The sequence below is a fragment of the Candidatus Francisella endociliophora genome (assembly GCF_000764555.1).
Lineage (GTDB): Bacteria > Pseudomonadota > Gammaproteobacteria > Francisellales > Francisellaceae > Francisella > Francisella endociliophora.
In genome coordinates this window covers 215,288-233,425 of record NZ_CP009574.1, presented here as the reverse complement: position 1 = coordinate 233,425, position 18,138 = coordinate 215,288, and the positions used below count along the sequence as shown (strand labels likewise).

The following is an 18,138-nucleotide window of genomic DNA, read 5'->3' as shown; positions in this document are numbered from 1 at the left end:
ATTTGTATATTAATAGTATGTAAGTCTAGACATACTAATCTAAGGCAGTAAAATAATCAATTTTTTAATTTACTTTGAGCCTGTTAAATATTATTATATGTAACAAATGATACTAGATTAGTATAGATTGAAGGTAATTATGCTTAAAATAAGTAAGTTACTCGACTATGGTTTGTTAGTAGTCGTAACGATAGCGAAGAATAATTCTAACCCTCATAGTGCTGCTAAAGTTGCAGAAGCTACGGGGCTAAATATGCCAACTGTAAGAAAGTTACTTAATCAGCTATCCGTTGCTAATGTTGTAACTTCAAAGAGAGGTATTGATGGCGGCTATACATTAGTATGTGACCCTAAGGATATTACTGTATTAGATATTGTAAAAGCTGTTGAAAATGATGTAAATCTTACAGAATGTTGCGATCTTCAAAAAAAATGTAGTTTAGCAAACTGTACAGTTAGTAGCTATTGGAGAGTATTGAACAAACAGTTTTTGAATTTACTTTCAGATACTTCAATTTATGATATTGTCAACAACAGCGACAAGAGCTAAAAAATGAGTGAAAATTTAGATAAAATTATAGAGCAAGACTATGAACATGGTTTTGTTACACAAATAGAAGCCGAAACAATAGAGGCTGGATTAAACGAAGATGTAATTCGTTTGATATCAGCAAGAAAAAATGAGCCTGAGTTCTTATTGGAGTGGAGACTTAAAGCTTATCACAAATGGTTAGAGATGAAATCGCCAAGCTGGGCTGACTTAAATTATCCGCCGATTGATTTTAATGCTATAAGCTATTACTCTTCTCCTAAGTCAATGAAGGATCACCCAAAATCTCTTGATGAAGTAGATCCTGAGATTATTGAAACTTATAATAAGCTTGGTATTCCGCTACATGAGCAAGAAATGTTGGCAGGTGTTAAAAATATTGCGGTAGATGCAGTATTTGATTCAGTATCTGTTGTAACTACTTTTAAAGAAAAACTAGCAGAGGCTGGAGTAATATTTTGCCCAATCTCAGAAGCAGTTCAAAAATATCCTGATTTGGTTAAAAAATACTTAGGTTCAGTAGTTCCTCAAGGTGATAACTTTTTTGCAGCATTAAATTCAGCTGTATTTAGTGATGGCTCATTTGTATATATCCCAAAAGGTGTGACTTGCCCAATGGAGCTATCTACATACTTTAGAATAAATGCTATGAATACAGGGCAGTTTGAAAGAACTCTTATTGTCGCAGATGAGGGTAGTTATGTTAGTTACCTTGAAGGCTGTACTGCTCCTATGCGTGATGAGAATCAGCTTCATGCAGCAGTTGTAGAGTTGGTAGCTTTAGATGGGGCTGAAATCAAATATTCTACAGTACAGAACTGGTATCCTGGTGATAAAGAAGGTAAGGGTGGTATTTATAACTTTGTAACAAAAAGGGGTATGGCGCATAAAAACTCTAAGATCTCTTGGACACAGGTTGAAACAGGCTCAGCAATTACTTGGAAGTATCCTTCCGTAGTATTACGTGGTGATAACTCTATAGGTGAGTTTTATTCAGTTGCACTTACTCGTCATGCTCAACAAGCTGATACTGGTACGAAGATGATACATCTGGGAAAAAATACTAAAAGTACAATTATCTCTAAAGGCATCTCAGCAGGTAAAGCATCTCAAGCATATAGAGGCTTAGTTAGAATTTCTCCAAATGCTTCAAATGCTAGAAACTTTTCACAATGTGATTCATTATTAATTGGTCATAATTGTGGAGCTCATACATATCCGTATATTGAGAATAAGAGTAATTCATCTCAAGTGGAGCATGAAGCTACAACTTCAAAAATTTCTGATGATCAACTTTTCTATTGTAAACAAAGAGGTCTATCAGAAGAAGATGCTATTGCCATGATTGTAAATGGTTTTTGTAAAGAAGTATTTAAAAAACTTCCTCTTGAGTTTGCAGTTGAAGCTCAGAAACTTATGGAAGTTAGCTTAGAAGGCGCTGTTGGTTAAACTCTGAAATATATATTTTAAAAGGTTAAAAAATGTTATTAGAAATCAAAGATCTACATGTAAATGTTGGAGAACAAAAAAAACAAATTCTAAAAGGGCTAAACCTAACTATGAAGAAAGGTGAAGTTCATGCAATCATGGGCCCTAATGGTGCTGGTAAAAGTACGCTTAGTAATGTCTTAGCGGGTAAAGATGGTTATGAAATCACTCAAGGTTCTATTACATTTGATGGCAAAGATATAGATGATTTAAGTATTTCGGAAAGAGCTGCTGCTGGTATATTTTTAAGTTTACAATATCCAATTGAAATCCCTGGTGTTAGTAATGTTCAGTTTTTAAAAACTGCTGTAAATAGCATTAGAAAGCAAAAGGGTGAAGAAGAGATTAATGCAATTGATTTCATGAAAAAGCTTAAAGAAAATATGCAAATCTTAAAAATTGACCAAAAATATATGTCTCGTGGAGTTAATGAAGGTTTCTCAGGTGGTGAGAAAAAGCGTAATGAAATGCTTCAACTAATGATGTTAGAACCTAAATTAGCTATCTTAGATGAGACTGATTCTGGTTTGGATATTGATGCTCTTCAAGTTGTTTCAGAGGGTGCTAATAGAATGAGATCTGAAGAAAGAAGCTTCTTAGTTATTACACACTATCAAAGACTTTTAGATCATATTAAGCCTGACTTTGTACATGTTTTAGCAGATGGTCAAATTGTTAAAACTGGCGGTAAAGAGCTTGCTCTTGAGTTAGAAGAAAAAGGTTATTCTTGGTTAAACAGCTAAAGGTTAAATAATGTTAATTGATAATAAATCTCTACCTACTACCAAGCAAGAAAGCTGGAAATACACAAATATAGCATCGATCTATAATAAAAATAATATTTCAGAGATATTAAAAGAATCTCCACAAACAAAAAACTATCTTGAGGGTTTTAAGTTTGATACTCAAGAAAATGTTGTAATAATTTTAGATGGTGTATTGGCTATTGATTATAATAAAAAGTTAAATCATATTAGTGCATTAGAATTACATAAAGATAATAGAGATATGTCGCGTTTAGCGATAGAAAATTCTAAGCATTTTAGTATTGATATTCCTAAAGATACTAAAGACTATTTAAGTCTTATTTTTATCAATACAGATATGGCAAAAGATAAACTTACAAATATCTCTCTAAAGCTTGATGTTGATATGTTTGCTAGTCTAGATCTTGATGTTGATTTTGTAAATCTTACAGAAAGTTCAGCTATAAATTTGTATTTAGACATCAATGTTGCTGAATCAGCTAAAATAAATTTTACTAATAATGCAGATAATCCAAATAATACAAATTTAATCACGACAGCAAACTATTTAGTAAACCTTGATAGAGCTGCTGAATTTAATGGATTTAACTTATTGAATAAAGATGCTCTTTTGAGAAATGATTTTGTAGTAAATCTTAATAAAGAATACTCGAGATTTGATATTAGAGGGTTATATTTACTAAATGATAGTGCTATTGCAAATACTTGCTTTTTAGTAAATCATAATGCTTCACATACTTATAGTAATGTGAACTTTCGAGGAGTTGCTAATGGCAGCTCTAAAGCATGGTTTAATGCTAAGGCTATTGTGAATCATGGTATACAGAGTATTCAAGCATTCCAGAATAATAAAAATATTCAGCTAAGTAATAAAGCTGAAATCAATACAAAGCCAGAGCTAGAAATATACTCAGATGATGTTGTTTGTACTCATGGAGCAACTATTGGTGAGCTTGATAAAGAAGCGTTATTTTATTTACAATCTAGAGGATTAACTTTAGAAGCAGCCCAACATTTACTTTTAGAAAGCTTTGTTAAATCTCAATTAACATCTGATGATTTTCCTTTTGAAAATGAAATTAAAGAAGAAATTATTGAATCTTTAGATGAGATTCTAGCTTCTATTATCTAAGCATATTTGCTATTTCTCATTAATAATACTCACAATTTCTGCTAAACTGAATTTAGTTTAGTAAAATTTGTGAGTTACTTATGAAAAAGATTCTTCCAATTGCATTATTCGGTTGTTTAGCTACAAATGTTGCTTTAGCTGGTAGTGATAATGATTGCCCTAAATATAATACTATTACATATACTACACAAGCTGAAACAACAGTTAAAAGTGATAGTATATTAGTACAAGTTACAGGCTACGCAACTACAACACTTGAAGATCAAAACAGTATCCAAAAAGAAATTTCTGATGAGGTTAATAGTATTGTAAAAGCGGATTGGAAAGTAAAAAATCTCGAACAAGATAAATCTAGAAGCGGTGCTTTAAATGTAACATTACAACTAGAAGCTAGAATATCTCAGCAAGATCTTAATAACTTGCAAAAGGCTTTAGAAAATCAAAAAGCTTCTGGTAAAAAATTAGTAGCTCAAGTTCTTGACTACAACCCTCCTGCAAAAGATATTCAAGCTGCTAAACAAGATTTGATGGTTCAAATTTATAAAGATACTAAAGCATATCTAGATAATTTTAATAAAGAAACTCATAGTAATTATCTAATTCAATCAATTAAATATAATGATACAAATAGTTATAGACCAAGAAATACAGTTATGTTTATGAAAGCTGCTAATAATGAAATGGATGCTAGTAGTACCAACCCAAATCCTGTAGCAGTCTCACAAGATATAACAATTAATGCAAATGTAACTTTTATGGAGAGATAAAAATGGCATTAAGTAATGTAATAAAAACAGATGAAGCAAATTTTGATAAATTAATAAATAGTACAGACAAGCCAGTTCTAGTTGATTTTTATGCTGATTGGTGTGGACCTTGTAAAATGTTAGGCCCAATTTTAGATCAGCTATCAAAAGACTACAAAGGGGCAGTTATTGTCAAAGTTGATGTTGATAGTAATCAAAATTTAGCCACTAAGTTTGGCATTAGAAGTATTCCTACGATGATTATTTTCAAAGATGGTAAACAAGTTGAGACTCTAAATGGTGTCCAAACCGGGTCTCAACTAGAGCAAAAACTAAAGGCTTATGAATAAAGTTCAATCTCAAATGTGTGATTTGTATTTCAATACTCTTTTTGAAGTGCCTGTTAAACCTAATAAATATCCTACTCAATTTGCAATTATTACTGCATATAATCCAATGAATAAATCTCTAAGTGAAAGTGAGAATATTTCAAGAAATAAGATTCTAGAAAAAGAACTTAAGCAAAAATATGATTGGATATATCAAATAAATGGTTTTGATAAAGATACTAAGCATAAAGAAAATGGTTTTATGTTTAATGCTGAGTCTTTAGATGAAGCATGTAATTTAGGTGAAAAATATTCGCAAGATGCGATTTATTTTGTTATTGATAGTATTTTGTATGTTTCGAAATGCTCAAAAGATTTAAGAGAGTTCATTAAAGTAGGAGGTTTTTTAGCTAGGATCTGTTGATACAAAATTAACAATCCTTTTTAATTCTGCAACATAATCTAAAAATAATTTTTTACCCTTTTCAGTAAGTTTATAGGTTGTTTCTGGTTTACCAGCTTTAAATGTTTTCTTATTGGTAACATATCCATTTTTGATAAAAACTTTCATATGTGTACTCATATGACCATCTGTCAATTCTAATAAAGTTTTTATGTCTTTAAAAGTTGCTCCCTCCACAGAATAGAGATATGTAATTATCTTTGTCCTAATAGGTTGATGTAGTATATCATTTAGCATGTTTTTACCTACTTTTTTCTAAAATTTTACCCATTACTATATAGGTTAAACCTAAATATACCATCATAAGTTGCCACAATATATTATTATAATCTTTAACAAAGAATATTGAAATAATACCTATAACAATATAACTAATAGAAATTTTTCTAATAATTTCTAATGAAAACCTTCCAAATAAGTTATATACAAGCCCTAAGAATATATATACAAATGAAAATGCTATATTACCAAAGCCACATATAGACAATATTATAACTGTTACAAACATGGTTTTTAAAATAACATCGTGTAAATCTATTGCTTTTTCGACATATATATTAACAGAAGGGTGGTAGCGATGATTTTTAGTAGTCTTAGTTACTAAAAAAACTATCTTAAAAAGGGCAATATAAAATATCACATTTATAAAAATACCTATTTCAATATTATGATAAATATAGCTAATTTTCCAAAATGATATATTTATAAGATACTGAATAACTGGAATAAGAAGAAATATTATACCTGCTACAATTAGTTTTTTGCCATCAAATATATATCTTCCTGAAGCTTTTAATGTATCTTCAATATTATTAATTTGCTCTGCTAAATTTTGATAATCACTCATAACTTTTCACTCAATAGTTTATTTTATTTAATAGTACTATTAAATAAATAGTTTGTCAAAGCTTTATTTTACAATGTTTTTCTTTAGGTAATAAATCTTATATAAGATTGAAAATATAATTATCAAAATTACTCCTGAATAAACCACCATGCGTTGATCTGGATCCCATAACATCCCCAATATCACGCAAGAATTAAATAGAATACTTAGATAAGGGATCACAGGAAATGCCCATGCTTTAAATTTTAAATTAGCGATTTGCTCACTACTTAATGATTTTCTAAAATAAACATGACATAAACTAATAATAATCCATATCATACAGCCAACCATACCAGATGATGATACTACCAATATAAATAGCTTTTCAGCACCAACAAATTTTGTAATCAAGCAAAGACAGGAAAGTATAGCAACAAATAAAACACCATATATTGGAACTTGTTTTTTACTAACCTTTGCAAATATTTTAGGAGCCTGATTATCTGAAGCCATAGACCACATTAATCTTGCACAAGTATAAAAACATGAATTAACAGCAGATAAACTTGCTGTTAAAATCACTAATTGCATAATTGTATCCACATATTTGATATTTACTAATTGCAGTACTGTGATAAAAGGAGTATTTGCGACACCGGAGTCTTTGTATGGAATGATATAAGCAATTATAAAAGAAGAAAATACGAAAAATAAAAGTATACGAATAGCGACACTTTTAACTGCTTTACGAATATTTTTTTCAGGATCTTTTGTTTCACCTGCAGCAATACCAACTAGTTCAGCACCTTGAAAAGTACATACGATAATCACTAAACCAAATAAAAATGCTTTAAAGCCATTGGGAAATAATCCATCTGCATAGAAATTGACCAATCCTGATATTGGTTTGTTAGAATGTAAAACTCCTGTAATAATGCCTATACCAATTATTATAAATACAATAATTGTGATAATTTTTATTGCAGAAAGCCAAAATTCAATCTCTGCAAAGACTCTAACAGCACATAAATTGAGTAGGCTAACGATAACAATAATTGCTAAGCAGAATTGCCAAACGCTTATCTCCGGATAAAAATTATGACAAATAATACCAGCTGCTACTAAACCTCCGGCTGCAGCAGTTAACCAGTTAAGTAAATATAGCCAGCCAGTTAGAAATCCTGAATATGGAGATATAAATTTTGTAGCATAAGTTTGAAAAGAGCCACTTATTGGCATCGCTATAGACATCTCAGCAAGACTTATCATCACCAGCATCATTATTATGCCACCGAGAAAGAAGCCTAATACTGTACCAAATGCACCAACTGAATTTAAGATACTACCAACACCTAGGAAGAAACTAGCTGATATAGTTCCACCAAGAGAAATCATTACAATATGACGCGCAAGAATATCTCTTTTTAACTTGTTTTCATTACTCATGATTTATTTATTTGAGGATGTAGATATATTTTGATTATTCCATAATTTTTTCTTTAAAAGGAAATTTTTTAACTACAAAATAACTTTTTTGATATTATTGCTAACATCTTTTTGAAATCAATTTTAAGCTTATGAAAAAAATATTAGCACTAGCTATCTGTGCAAGTCTTGGAACATCTTGTTCATTTTTAGGAAAAACAAATAATACACAGGTTACAAACTCCTATACTGTAAATGAAGAAAAATATGAAGATCAAGCTGATAAGCTAATATCTCAAATGACATTAGAAGAAAAGCTAGGTCAATTAAATTTAGTTGATGCTGGTCAAGCAACTACTGGAATTAGCCAGCAAAGTAAATTTTATGATCTTATAAAAGCAGGAAAAGCTGGGGGCGTATTTAATCTTAAAGATCCAAAAGATATTGCTAAAGCACAAAAAATGGCCGTTGAAGATACTCGTTTACACATACCACTATTGGTTGGTATGGATATCATTCATGGATATAAAACTGCTTTCCCTATACCGCTAGGATTATCAACTAGTTGGGATTTAGGTATGATTGAAAAAACTGCTCGAGTCGCATCTATTGAAGCAAGTAGTGAAGGTATCAATTGGGCATTTTCTCCAATGGTTGATATTTCTCGTGATCCTCGATGGGGTAGAATAGCTGAAAGTAGTGGTGAAGATACTTATTTAGGTAGTCAAATTGCCAAGGCAATGGTAAAAGGTTATCAACTAGATGATTTATCAAAAGATGCAACGTTATTGGCAAGTGTAAAACATTTTGCATTATATGGTGCTGCAGAAGCAGGGCGTGATTATAATACTGTGGATATGAGTAAGGTTAGAATGTATAACGAATATCTTCCTCCATATAAAGCAGCTATTGATGCTGGTGTTGGCACGATTATGGCATCGTTTAATGAGATTAATGGAGTTCCAGCTACTGCAAATAAATGGTTACTAACTGATTTACTTCGTGATCAATGGGGATTTCAAGGAGTTGTGGTTTCTGATTATACAGGTATTCCTGAGATGATAAATCATGGTATTGGTAAAAATCTTCAAGCTGTTTCAGCAGCAGCTTTAAATGCTGGTACAGATATGGATATGGTTGGTAATGGTTACTTAACAACTCTAAAAAAATCTTTAGATGAGGGCAAAGTATCTATAGATGAGATAAACCAAGCAGTTAAAAGAATTCTAATAGCTAAATTTGAGTTAGGATTATTCGATAATCCATACAAGTATGGCAATCCTGAAATAGCAAAACAACAAGTTTTCTCTAAAGAGCATAGAGAATTTGCCCGTAAAGTTGGTGCAGAATCTATGGTACTACTAAAAAATCAAGAGCACTTGTTACCACTTAAAAAGTCTCAAACTATCGCATTAGTAGGACCTCTTGCCGATGCTGCTAATAATATGGCTGGAACTTGGAGTGTCACAGCGGATCAAGATAAATCAATATCACTATTAAAAGGGCTTAAAGAAGTAGTTGGTCAAAAAGGTAAAATATTATATGCAAAAGGCAGTAATCTATCTTATAGTAAAGCCTTTGAAAAAAATGCAACTATGTTTAATAAATCTCTTGGTAGAAATGATAAATCTTCTAAAGAATTATTAGATGAAGCTTTAAAAGTAGCGAATAAATCTGATGTAATCATAGCTGCATTAGGTGAATCTGCTGAAATGAGTGGTGAAAGCACAAGTAGAACAGATTTGAGAATTCCAAAAGCACAGAGAGATTTACTAAAAGCATTAGTTAAAACTGGTAAGCCTATTGTATTAGTACTTTTTAATGGTAGACCTCTTGTTTTAAATGAAGAGAAAAAAGAAGTTCCAGCAATATTAGATGTTTGGTTCCCTGGTAGTGAAGCTGGCTTATCAATTGCAGATGTACTATTTGGAGATGTAAATCCTTCAGGTAAATTAACAGCGTCATTCCCTAGAAATGTTGGTCAAATTCCTATTTATTATAGCCATAAAAATACAGGTAGGCCTTTGGAAAAAAATGACTGCAAATTTGAAAAATTCCATTCAAATTATATGGATACTTGTAACACACCATTATATCCATTTGGTTATGGTTTGAGTTATACAACTTTTAATATATCTAAACCAACACAAAACCATAAAGTAATAAAAGAGGGTGATAAGTTAATAATTAAAGTAAATATTACAAATACTGGTGATTATGATGGGGCTGATGTTTTACAACTGTATGTTCATCAAAAGGTTCGTTCAATAACTCCTCCAGTAAAAGAACTTAAGAAATTTAAAAAAGTATTCCTAAAAAAAGGTCAAACTAAAACGGTAACATTCAAGTTAGATATAAATGATCTTAAGTTTTATAATAATGATTTAAACTATGTATATGAGCCTGGTGAATTTGAATTTTTTGTGAATGATAGTTCAGATGGTAAATTTACTAATAAATTTACAGTAAAGTAATTAATTCTAGTATAAAATCTGAATCTACATTACATTAAATAACTTAAGTAAGAAATATGGATAACTCTGTATCTCCAGAGGCTCTTAGTTTAATTATTGAGCTATCTTTTGTAACTCTTATAATTGCTTCTTTTGCTGTTTCAGTGATGTTTATTTTATCACAACAGAGACTTGCTAGAATACTAGCCAAGCAGAATGGGAGTTATAAAATTCATGGGGCATGGCTTTGGACTCAATTGCTGCCTTTATGGTCATATATAGCTTTAGTTGTTGTCGCTGTAAAGTTAGATGATCAAATTAAGATATATCAGTCAAAACATAATCAAACTCTAAAGTTCAAAGGAGTTTTGGTTTATTGGTATGTTGGATTAACTATATTAAACTTAGTGCCTCTTATCAATATTGCAACAACGATTATAAGTTTAGTTTTATTTATCATAATTTGGTCAAATATTGCTAAAACAACTAAGCAATTACTAGAAAAAGATAATTTAGAAAATTAAAAACAATTTATAATAAGAAAATCTTAGAGTTAAGTATTTATATATAAGAAAAAATGATTTATAAATATGATTTTCTATGAAATTTTATCTAGCAATTGAAATTTCTTTTATTGGTATCATTCAAGATAAATAATCAGTTTTATAGATTTGTTACTTATATAAACTATATAATAAAAGGGTTTTGGTATTTTTAGAAAAATTTTTTATAATGCAATACTTTTTTCTATAAGAATTTCTTATAATTAAGAAAACTCATATTTTTCAATATAGAGAGTATTTTTTGGTGTTTTACAAGTCTATTTTTTATGACTTTTAGCAGATAATATAATTGTCAGTTCATTATTGTTTTATGAACTTGTACCATAAAGTCTCTTTACTGGTATTTTTTATATAAAGTTTTTTTGAAAAAAAGAGGTTAATAGATTAGTAATGAAAAGTGATTTTTTAGAAATTATATACAAAACTAAAGAATTTTTTGATCAGAGCTTATCTGTTATTTTTAATAACTTTATATACAGTAAGGAGAATCAATATGTCCAGAAAATATTGTGTAATAAAAGAAAATCAAGGAATGAGAACTTTATTATCAATAATAAAATCTAACTATTATTCTGATAATAAAGACTCATTACAAGAGGTAAATTTAGAGCATGTTTTAAACAGAATTTCTAATAATGATATTAAGAAATTAGTGAAAAATGCTTGGAAGGATTTAGAAACGCTAGCAGGTGGTCAAGAGATTAGGTTACTTGAAAATAATTGCAAAAAAAGTTTTATAAATCGGCTATATAAAAAATCCAAAGATATGAGTTTCATTATTAAAACTCAAAATCAAAAAGAAGTTTCTAATTTTGATATAAGTTCAAAGAATTCTTTAGAGTTAGAGCACAAGTACATAGAAATCTAATCTCATAATATATCTTTTAAGTCTTTTATATTCTAGTAAACAAGCTAAAAGCCTTTAAAATCAATGGTTTTAGAGTTGTACAATAATTTCCACACAAATATAAACATTCGCATAATACATATTATGTTAAATTGTGTAAATGTGAAGAAAGTTATTTTTCTGCTGTGGATAACCCTATTCTTTCGTGATTTTTTAAAGGTAATCTTTTTGAAGTTTCTTTATTATTTCTAAACTTGCTGGAAGAAATTTAAAATTATTTAACTCAGAAATATTTATAAGTTGTAATCTTTGATTTTCTTTTGGGTAAGGAATGCCCTTATAGGCTTCAACAATGAAAAAATTGAGACTAACGTGAATATTGTCCTTATTAATATGTTTTTTGCTTATATAAGGCTTTAAAACGCATTTTTCTATTCCTACCTCTTCGTATAGTTCTCTTTTAACACATTCATCAAAGGTTTCATTATTTTCAAGCTTACCACCAGGGAACTCCCAATAATTACTATAAGTCTGATGCTTTTGCCTTAGGCTGATATAGACTTTAGATTTATCTTCATTTAAAATGATTGCCACTGCGGCTTTTATTTGAGCCATTTTTATAAAAAAGAAGTTAATTTTTATTAAGATATATAATATGTTCCAAAACCATAAAAGTGAAATTTTATTAGCAACACCACTCATAAAAAATGATGCTATATTTACCAAATCTGTTATTTATTTATGTCAGAACGATAAACATGGGGCTATGGGGTTAATTATTAATAAACCTCTAGAGGATACTCTAAAAGATGTGTTTGAGGAGCTTGAAATACCTTGTAATAATACATTTGAAGAAATATTACATCACCCTCTTTACATGGGTGGTCCGATTAGTCCACATAAAATTTTAATACTTCATACAACAAATGGTAGAAACTATAGTTCTACTATTAAACTTGATGAGGGGTTAGCTATTACTGCATCTATAGATATTTTAGAAGATTTGGCTAACAATATTCTTCCTGAGTATTTTTTACCAGTCGTTGGTTATAGCTGCTGGACAAAAGACCAATTGACAAATGAAATTAAAGCTAATGATTGGATTGTTACTGATAAATTAAGTAAAAAGATACTCTTTAATTATGAGAATAAAACAAAGTGGCAATACCATCTTGAACATGCCGGATATAGTCTACAAAATCTAGATTCATTATTTAAAAATATAGGTAATGGCTAATGTTTCAATCTTTAATTGCTATTGATTTTGGTAAGGCTCGTATTGGTCTAGCTAGTGGTCAAATGATTACTAAAACTGCTACACCTATTGGTACAGTTGAAGCTTATGATGGTGTGCCTAATTGGATAGACCTAGATAAAATTATTAAAAGATGGAATCCTTCTGATATTGTTGTTGGCTTACCGCTAGATACTCAAGATTTTGAAACTGATATAACCAAAGCAGCTAAAGATTTTGCTAAATTGGTAAAAGAGCGCTACCAAAGAAATGTACACATGGTTAACGAAGCTTATTCAACGCGTGAAGCTCGCTGGCGTCTTGAGAGTGTAAAAAATAAAAAAGTATCACACTTAAAAGTTGATGCCTTAGCAGCATGTGTAATTCTCGAAACTTGGATGTCTGAGAACTAGATATTTTCTTCATTTTCAAATAAAATTGACCTATCAAATTTTTAAATCTAACTATTAACTGGAATAAATATCTCAATGAGCGAATATAACTTTACTCAAATTGAGCAAGATGCTCAAAAATATTGGCGTGACAATGAGTCTTTTAAGGCTGTAGAAGACAAAAATAAAGAAAAATTCTACTGTCTATCAATGCTACCATATCCAAGTGGTACTCTACACATGGGACATGTACGTAATTATACAATTGGTGATGTGATTGCCAGATATCAAAAAATGCAAGGCAAGAATGTTCTTCATCCAATGGGTTGGGATGCATTTGGTTTACCTGCTGAAAATGCTGCTATCAAGCATAAAAAATCACCTTATGAATGGACAAAAAGTAATATTGCTTATATGAGATCTCAGCTTGATTCGCTTGGTTTTAGTTTTGATTGGTCTAGAGAGGTTGCTACTTGTGACGAAAGTTATTATAAATGGGAACAATGGTTCTTTATTCAACTATACAAAAAAGGGTTAGCATATCGTAAAAACTCAGTTGTAAACTGGGACCCTATAGATCAGACAGTTCTTGCAAATGAGCAAGTTGTTGATGGTAGAGGTTGGAGATCTGGCGCTTTAGTAGAAAAAAAAGAAATCCCACAATGGTTTTTAAAAATAACAGATTATGCTGATGAACTTCTAAAAGATATAGATCAATTAGATGGTTGGCCAGATGCGGTTAAAACTATGCAAACAAACTGGATTGGTAAGTCAAAAGGCTTAACAGTTAAGTTTAAAATTGAAAACTCTGATCAAGAAATTGAAGTTTTTACAACTCGTCCAGATACTTTAATGGGTGTTAGCTATCTTGGTATAGCACCTGAACACCCTCTTGCTCTTGAAGAAGCAAAAACTAACCCTGAATTAGCAGCATTTATAGATGAGTGTAAAAAGCTATCTACGATGGAGGCTGATCTAGCAACTCAAGAGAAAAAAGGCTTTAAAACATCTATTAAAGTAACTCACCCTATTTCTGGAGAAACTGTAGATGTATGGGTAGCAAATTTTGTACTTATGGGATATGGCTCTGGAGCTGTGATGTCAGTTCCTGCACACGATCAAAGAGACTGGGAGTTTGCACAGAAGTATAGTATCCCACTTAAACAAGTAATTGAGTCAAATGATAAAAAATTAAAGATAGATTTAGAAAAAGAAGCATTTACTGAAAAAGGAATTTTAGTAAACTCTAGTGAACTTAATGGCTTAAATTTCAAAAAAGCTTATCAAGCAATCAAAAAATATCTTTTTGATAATGATAAAGGCTATGAAACTACAAATTTCAGAATTCATGACTGGGGTATTTCTCGTCAAAGATATTGGGGCTGTCCTATTCCTATGGTTCATTGTGATGATTGTGGAGTTGTCCCTGAAAAAGAAGAAAATCTGCCAGTTAAACTACCTACAGATGTAACTCTTACTGAAGCTGGTTCACCTTTAAAAGACATGCCAGAATTTTTAGACGTAGCATGTCCAAGATGTAGTAAACCAGCAAGAAGAGAAACTGACACATTTGATACATTCTTTGAATCATCTTGGTATTATGCAAGATACACATGCCCTACTGCTGATAGAATGCTAAGTGATGAAGCTAATTATTGGCTACCTGTTGATAAGTATATCGGCGGTATTGAGCATGCAATTATGCACTTACTTTATGCAAGATTTTTCCATAAGTTAATGCGTGATGAAGGTTTAGTAACATCTGATGAGCCGTTTAAAGATCTGCTTACCCAAGGAATGGTACTAAAAGATGGTGCTAAAATGTCCAAATCTAAAGGCAATACGGTAGATCCTCAAGAGCTAATAGATAAGTATGGTGCTGATACTGTTAGACTGTTTAGTATGTTTGCAGCCCCTCCTGAGCAATCGCTAGAATGGTCAGAAACTGGTGTTGATGGGGCTAATAAGTTTCTGCGTAAGGTTTATAACTATGCTTATACAAACAAAGAAATATTGACAAAAAATGTCACTATAGATACTAAAGTATTATCAAAAGATGATAAAAAAGCTCGTTACGAAATCCATGTAAACTTAAAACAAGCTATTTTTGACTTTGATAAAAGCCAGTTTAATACTGTTGTATCTGCGTGTATGAAGATTTTAAATACGCTTAATAATTATGATGATTTATCTAATAGTGTTAAAGCCGAAGGATTTGGTATCTTATTGAAAATATTATCACCTTTCACTCCTCATATCTGTCATCACTTATGGCAAGAGATTGGTTTAGGCGATGATATTCTACATACTCACTTCCCTACTGTTGATGATAATGCTCTTGAAAAAGATGAGTTTCTTTTAGTGGTACAAATCAACGGTAAGCTAAAAGCAAAATTAGAGCTTGATGCATCACTTTCAAAGGAGCAGATAGAAGAATCTGTATTAGCTGATGAAGGAGTTAAATCTTTCATAGTTGATAAACAAATTGTAAAAGTGATTTATGTACCACAAAAGTTAATGAATATAGTAGTTAAATAGAGGTTTATTATGAAAAAATATATAGCTTTAGTTCTGGCATTTTTATTAGCCTTAGCCTCATGTGGGTTTCATCCTAGGGGTGTTATAACAGGAGCTAATGCAGGTAATTTTAATAGTATTATAGGAAGTAAGTTTTATATTCAAGGTAATAACTTTAGTTCATTTGCTAATGATGTTAGAAGCAGCTTAAATGGCTATAAGGCTCAAATTGTAACTGATGAAAAGGCTGCTGATTATATTATAAATATTCAAAATGTTCAAAAGAGATCACAAATGACCAGTGTTGTTGGTGGAGCATCAAACAATACATATCAACTTATTTATACGGTGACATATAATGTAGTTAGACCTGATGAGAAAACACCTGTAATACCTAATAAATCTTTGAGTACACAACAATTCTGGCAATCAAATACAGGTACTCAGCTAGCTCAAAATAGTGAAGCTGATAGAATCTATACTTATCTCCAAGGGCAATTAGTTAATAATATGATTTCTCAAGTTGCAGCACTATTACCAAGTAAGGATAATTCACAGCAAAAATCTTCTACTAAAACTAAGAAAGAATCTGAAGCATAGTATAAAGTTAACTTTGAATAAAAAAGGATAATAAATAATGATGGAAATATTAAAAGGTTACTATATAAACCTAATAGGACATAGTCAAATATCTCTTATTTTAGCATTCTTAACTATTTTTTTAATAGTACTATTATTATCTCTATCGATAGGGTTTATAATCAATAGATATATACTTTCTGTAGTTAGAAGTATATTTTCAAAAAGTAATATTTTAGCGGCAAATTTATTAGCTGAGAATAAAGTTTTTACAAAATTATCACGTATTGCACCAGCTATATTTATTTATGTAGCAATTGGAGTTGCTAGCCATCCAGAAAATAGTTGGACTATAAGTATCGTTGGCTTTATAAAACTAATGGCTCAAGTATATATTACGATATACTTAATATGGTTTTTAATAGCTCTTGTAGATGCAATTTTTAATTACTTCCAAACTTTTTCATATTTTAAGCATCACTCATTGAGAAGCTATGCTCAAGTTGTAAAAATTATTCTGTTTATATTAGGCTTTATTTTAGTTGTCTCACTTCTTTTGAATAAGTCTCCAATAGCCTTTTTAACAGGTTTAGGGGCAATGTCTGCAGTATTAATGTTGGTATTTAAGGATACTATACTTGGCTTTGTGACAAATATTCAAGTTGCAGCATTAGATCTTGTTAGAGTTGGTGATTGGATCACTATTCCATCGGCAGGAGTTGATGGTGATGTTATGGAGGTTTCTATAAATACTGTTAAAATTCGCAATTTTGATAAAACCATATCAACGGTACCTACTTACACTCTTATAAATAATAGTGTGCAAAATTGGCGAGGAATGGTTGAAACCGGTGGTCGTAGAATTAAAAGATCTGTTAATATAGATATTGATACTATTAGATTTTGTGAGCCAGAATTGCTTGCTAAACTTCAAAATGAAGAGTATTTAAAAGAATTTATTGAAACTAAAAAGAATCAAAAAATAACGAATATAACTCTATTTAGAACGTATATTGAAAATTATTTACGTAATCACCCTCAGATACATCTAGGCTTAACTTTTTTAATTAGAGAATTACAACCAACAGAAACAGGCTTACCTGTGGAATTATATATATTTACAAATGATACAAATTGGGTAAATTATGAGAAAATACAAGCAGATATTTTTGATTATGTATTTGCTAGTTTACAAGTGTTTGATCTAAAAGCCTTTCAAGCTGTTACTGGTAGAATAACAAAATAAGTTAATTAGCACTTTGGTAAAGTAACACCAACCTGTCCTTGATATTTACCACCTTTATCTGCATATGAAGTCTCACACTCTTCATCTGATTGGAAGAATAACATTTGAGCAACCCCCTCATTTGCATAGATTCTAGCAGGTAAAGGAGTTGTATTTGAAAACTCTAAAGTAACATAACCTTCCCATTCTGGCTCAAGCGGAGTTACATTTACAATGATTCCACATCTAGCATAAGTTGATTTGCCTAAACATACAACTAGGGTATCTCTTGGAATCTTAAATTTCTCAACTGTACGAGCAAGTGCAAAAGAGTTTGGAGGAATAATACAAACATCACCTTTAAAATCGACAAAATTTTTATCATCAAAATGTTTAGGGTCAACAATTGACGAATTAATGTTTGTAAAAATTTTAAATTCATCAGCACACCGAACATCATAGCCATAGCTAGAGGTGCCATAAGAGACTATCTTTTCATTATTTGCTACTTTTACTTGTCCTGCCTCAAAAGGATCAATCATATTATGATCTTGAGACATTTTCTTTATCCATTTGTCAGACTTAATTGCCATAATTTC

General features: G+C 30.6%; 20 protein-coding genes. 15 read left to right on the top strand and 5 right to left on the bottom strand.

The window, feature by feature from the left end:
- Nucleotides 1-139: 139 nt before the first annotated feature.
- The 7 genes from QI37_RS01130 (at nucleotide 140) to QI37_RS01100 (ending at nucleotide 5,436) form a co-directional block, all read left to right on the top strand.
- Nucleotides 140-550, top strand: a complete 411-nt coding sequence (locus QI37_RS01130; protein WP_040007773.1) for an SUF system Fe-S cluster assembly regulator — start codon at nucleotides 140-142, stop codon at nucleotides 548-550.
- A gap of 3 nt (nucleotides 551-553) precedes the next feature.
- The gene (gene sufB / locus QI37_RS01125; RefSeq protein ID WP_040007772.1) at nucleotides 554-1,999 is read left to right on the top strand and encodes a Fe-S cluster assembly protein SufB; all 1,446 of its coding nucleotides are present in this window, start codon (nucleotides 554-556) and stop codon (nucleotides 1,997-1,999) included.
- 32 nt (nucleotides 2,000-2,031) lie between these two features.
- Nucleotides 2,032-2,781, top strand: coding sequence for a Fe-S cluster assembly ATPase SufC (gene sufC, locus QI37_RS01120; protein ID WP_040007771.1), 750 nt, complete (start codon nucleotides 2,032-2,034; stop codon nucleotides 2,779-2,781).
- A gap of 10 nt (nucleotides 2,782-2,791) precedes the next feature.
- Complete coding sequence (gene sufD, locus QI37_RS01115) at nucleotides 2,792-3,937, top strand: Fe-S cluster assembly protein SufD (protein ID WP_040007770.1); 1,146 nt, start codon at nucleotides 2,792-2,794, stop codon at nucleotides 3,935-3,937.
- A gap of 80 nt (nucleotides 3,938-4,017) precedes the next feature.
- The gene (locus QI37_RS01110; RefSeq protein WP_040007769.1) at nucleotides 4,018-4,704 is read left to right on the top strand and encodes a hypothetical protein; all 687 of its coding nucleotides are present in this window, start codon (nucleotides 4,018-4,020) and stop codon (nucleotides 4,702-4,704) included.
- Nucleotides 4,705-4,706: 2 nt separating this feature from the next.
- On the top strand, nucleotides 4,707-5,033 hold the full coding sequence (gene trxA, locus QI37_RS01105; RefSeq protein ID WP_040007768.1) for a thioredoxin: 327 nt from the start codon (nucleotides 4,707-4,709) through the stop codon (nucleotides 5,031-5,033).
- Nucleotides 5,026-5,436: a DUF3293 domain-containing protein gene (locus QI37_RS01100; protein WP_040007766.1), complete on the top strand. Its 411-nt coding sequence runs from the start codon at nucleotides 5,026-5,028 to the stop codon at nucleotides 5,434-5,436. Before trxA ends, QI37_RS01100 begins: the two co-directional genes overlap by 8 nt.
- Here QI37_RS01100 and QI37_RS01095 read toward each other — a convergent pair.
- The 3 genes from QI37_RS01095 to QI37_RS01085 all read right to left on the bottom strand — a co-directional run bounded on the left by QI37_RS01095 (nucleotide 5,419) and on the right by QI37_RS01085 (nucleotide 7,750).
- Nucleotides 5,419-5,712 (bottom strand): winged helix-turn-helix domain-containing protein, encoded by a 294-nt coding sequence (locus tag QI37_RS01095; protein WP_040007765.1) that lies wholly within the window; start codon nucleotides 5,710-5,712, stop codon nucleotides 5,419-5,421. The genes QI37_RS01100 and QI37_RS01095 overlap by 18 nt on opposite strands.
- Before the next feature lie 4 nt (nucleotides 5,713-5,716).
- A complete protein-coding gene (locus QI37_RS01090) occupies nucleotides 5,717-6,322 on the bottom strand; it encodes a hypothetical protein (RefSeq protein WP_040007763.1) in 606 nt (201 codons plus the stop codon).
- 63 nt (nucleotides 6,323-6,385) lie between these two features.
- Nucleotides 6,386-7,750 (bottom strand): amino acid permease, encoded by a 1,365-nt coding sequence (locus QI37_RS01085; RefSeq protein WP_434061678.1) that lies wholly within the window; start codon nucleotides 7,748-7,750, stop codon nucleotides 6,386-6,388.
- Nucleotides 7,751-7,881: 131 nt separating this feature from the next.
- On the opposite strand from QI37_RS01085, the gene bglX reads away from it, so the two are divergent.
- The 3 genes from bglX (at nucleotide 7,882) to QI37_RS01070 (ending at nucleotide 11,613) form a co-directional block, all read left to right on the top strand.
- Nucleotides 7,882-10,203 carry a beta-glucosidase BglX gene (gene bglX / locus QI37_RS01080; protein ID WP_040007759.1) on the top strand — a complete coding sequence of 774 codons (2,322 nt, stop codon included), beginning with the start codon at nucleotides 7,882-7,884 and terminating at the stop codon, nucleotides 10,201-10,203.
- A gap of 56 nt (nucleotides 10,204-10,259) precedes the next feature.
- The gene (locus tag QI37_RS01075; protein ID WP_040007757.1) at nucleotides 10,260-10,706 is read left to right on the top strand and encodes a hypothetical protein; all 447 of its coding nucleotides are present in this window, start codon (nucleotides 10,260-10,262) and stop codon (nucleotides 10,704-10,706) included.
- A gap of 532 nt (nucleotides 10,707-11,238) precedes the next feature.
- Entirely contained in the window at nucleotides 11,239-11,613 is a 375-nt protein-coding gene (locus tag QI37_RS01070; RefSeq protein ID WP_040007755.1) for a hypothetical protein, read from the top strand.
- A gap of 192 nt (nucleotides 11,614-11,805) precedes the next feature.
- Here QI37_RS01070 and QI37_RS01065 read toward each other — a convergent pair whose 3' ends face one another.
- Nucleotides 11,806-12,207, bottom strand: coding sequence for a (deoxy)nucleoside triphosphate pyrophosphohydrolase (locus QI37_RS01065; RefSeq protein ID WP_040010633.1), 402 nt, complete (start codon nucleotides 12,205-12,207; stop codon nucleotides 11,806-11,808).
- A gap of 40 nt (nucleotides 12,208-12,247) precedes the next feature.
- Here QI37_RS01065 and QI37_RS01060 point away from each other — a divergent pair, with 40 nt between their 5' ends.
- The 5 genes from QI37_RS01060 to QI37_RS01040 all read left to right on the top strand — a co-directional run bounded on the left by QI37_RS01060 (nucleotide 12,248) and on the right by QI37_RS01040 (nucleotide 17,560).
- Nucleotides 12,248-12,829, top strand: coding sequence for a YqgE/AlgH family protein (locus QI37_RS01060; protein ID WP_040007754.1), 582 nt, complete (start codon nucleotides 12,248-12,250; stop codon nucleotides 12,827-12,829).
- Nucleotides 12,829-13,239: a Holliday junction resolvase RuvX gene (gene ruvX, locus QI37_RS01055; protein WP_040007752.1), complete on the top strand. Its 411-nt coding sequence runs from the start codon at nucleotides 12,829-12,831 to the stop codon at nucleotides 13,237-13,239. Before QI37_RS01060 ends, ruvX begins: the two co-directional genes overlap by 1 nt.
- Nucleotides 13,240-13,314: 75 nt before the next feature.
- Complete coding sequence (leuS, locus tag QI37_RS01050; protein WP_040007750.1) at nucleotides 13,315-15,756, top strand: leucine--tRNA ligase; 2,442 nt, start codon at nucleotides 13,315-13,317, stop codon at nucleotides 15,754-15,756.
- Between the two features lie 6 nt (nucleotides 15,757-15,762).
- A complete protein-coding gene (locus QI37_RS01045) occupies nucleotides 15,763-16,335 on the top strand; it encodes an LPS-assembly lipoprotein LptE (protein WP_040007748.1) in 573 nt (190 codons plus the stop codon).
- A 40-nt stretch (nucleotides 16,336-16,375) separates the two neighbouring features.
- Complete coding sequence (locus QI37_RS01040) at nucleotides 16,376-17,560, top strand: mechanosensitive ion channel family protein (RefSeq protein ID WP_040010632.1); 1,185 nt, start codon at nucleotides 16,376-16,378, stop codon at nucleotides 17,558-17,560.
- Between the two features lie 5 nt (nucleotides 17,561-17,565).
- Here QI37_RS01040 and dcd read toward each other — a convergent pair whose 3' ends face one another.
- A complete protein-coding gene (dcd, locus tag QI37_RS01035) occupies nucleotides 17,566-18,132 on the bottom strand; it encodes a dCTP deaminase (protein WP_040007747.1) in 567 nt (188 codons plus the stop codon).
- Between the last annotated feature and the right edge of the window lie 6 nt (nucleotides 18,133-18,138).

What these genes read in the sequence shown, in the direction of transcription:
- QI37_RS01110 (WP_040007769.1), top strand. Translation starts at nt 4,018, where the DNA reads ATGAAAAAGATTCTTCCAATTGCATTATTCGGTTGTTTAGCTACAAAT.
- sufB (WP_040007772.1), top strand. Translation starts at nt 554, where the DNA reads ATGAGTGAAAATTTAGATAAAATTATAGAGCAAGACTATGAACATGGT.
- QI37_RS01065 (WP_040010633.1), bottom strand. Translation starts at nt 12,207, where the DNA reads ATGGCTCAAATAAAAGCCGCAGTGGCAATCATTTTAAATGAAGATAAA.
- sufD (WP_040007770.1), top strand. Translation starts at nt 2,792, where the DNA reads ATGTTAATTGATAATAAATCTCTACCTACTACCAAGCAAGAAAGCTGG.
- QI37_RS01090 (WP_040007763.1), bottom strand. Translation starts at nt 6,322, where the DNA reads ATGAGTGATTATCAAAATTTAGCAGAGCAAATTAATAATATTGAAGAT.
- QI37_RS01100 (WP_040007766.1), top strand. Translation starts at nt 5,026, where the DNA reads ATGAATAAAGTTCAATCTCAAATGTGTGATTTGTATTTCAATACTCTT.
- trxA (WP_040007768.1), top strand. Translation starts at nt 4,707, where the DNA reads ATGGCATTAAGTAATGTAATAAAAACAGATGAAGCAAATTTTGATAAA.
- QI37_RS01085 (WP_434061678.1), bottom strand. Translation starts at nt 7,750, where the DNA reads ATGAGTAATGAAAACAAGTTAAAAAGAGATATTCTTGCGCGTCATATT.
- leuS (WP_040007750.1), top strand. Translation starts at nt 13,315, where the DNA reads ATGAGCGAATATAACTTTACTCAAATTGAGCAAGATGCTCAAAAATAT.
- QI37_RS01130 (WP_040007773.1), top strand. Translation starts at nt 140, where the DNA reads ATGCTTAAAATAAGTAAGTTACTCGACTATGGTTTGTTAGTAGTCGTA.
- QI37_RS01070 (WP_040007755.1), top strand. Translation starts at nt 11,239, where the DNA reads ATGTCCAGAAAATATTGTGTAATAAAAGAAAATCAAGGAATGAGAACT.
- dcd (WP_040007747.1), bottom strand. Translation starts at nt 18,132, where the DNA reads ATGGCAATTAAGTCTGACAAATGGATAAAGAAAATGTCTCAAGATCAT.
- QI37_RS01095 (WP_040007765.1), bottom strand. Translation starts at nt 5,712, where the DNA reads ATGCTAAATGATATACTACATCAACCTATTAGGACAAAGATAATTACA.
- bglX (WP_040007759.1), top strand. Translation starts at nt 7,882, where the DNA reads ATGAAAAAAATATTAGCACTAGCTATCTGTGCAAGTCTTGGAACATCT.
- QI37_RS01060 (WP_040007754.1), top strand. Translation starts at nt 12,248, where the DNA reads ATGTTCCAAAACCATAAAAGTGAAATTTTATTAGCAACACCACTCATA.
- QI37_RS01075 (WP_040007757.1), top strand. Translation starts at nt 10,260, where the DNA reads ATGGATAACTCTGTATCTCCAGAGGCTCTTAGTTTAATTATTGAGCTA.
- ruvX (WP_040007752.1), top strand. Translation starts at nt 12,829, where the DNA reads ATGTTTCAATCTTTAATTGCTATTGATTTTGGTAAGGCTCGTATTGGT.
- QI37_RS01040 (WP_040010632.1), top strand. Translation starts at nt 16,376, where the DNA reads ATGGAAATATTAAAAGGTTACTATATAAACCTAATAGGACATAGTCAA.
- sufC (WP_040007771.1), top strand. Translation starts at nt 2,032, where the DNA reads ATGTTATTAGAAATCAAAGATCTACATGTAAATGTTGGAGAACAAAAA.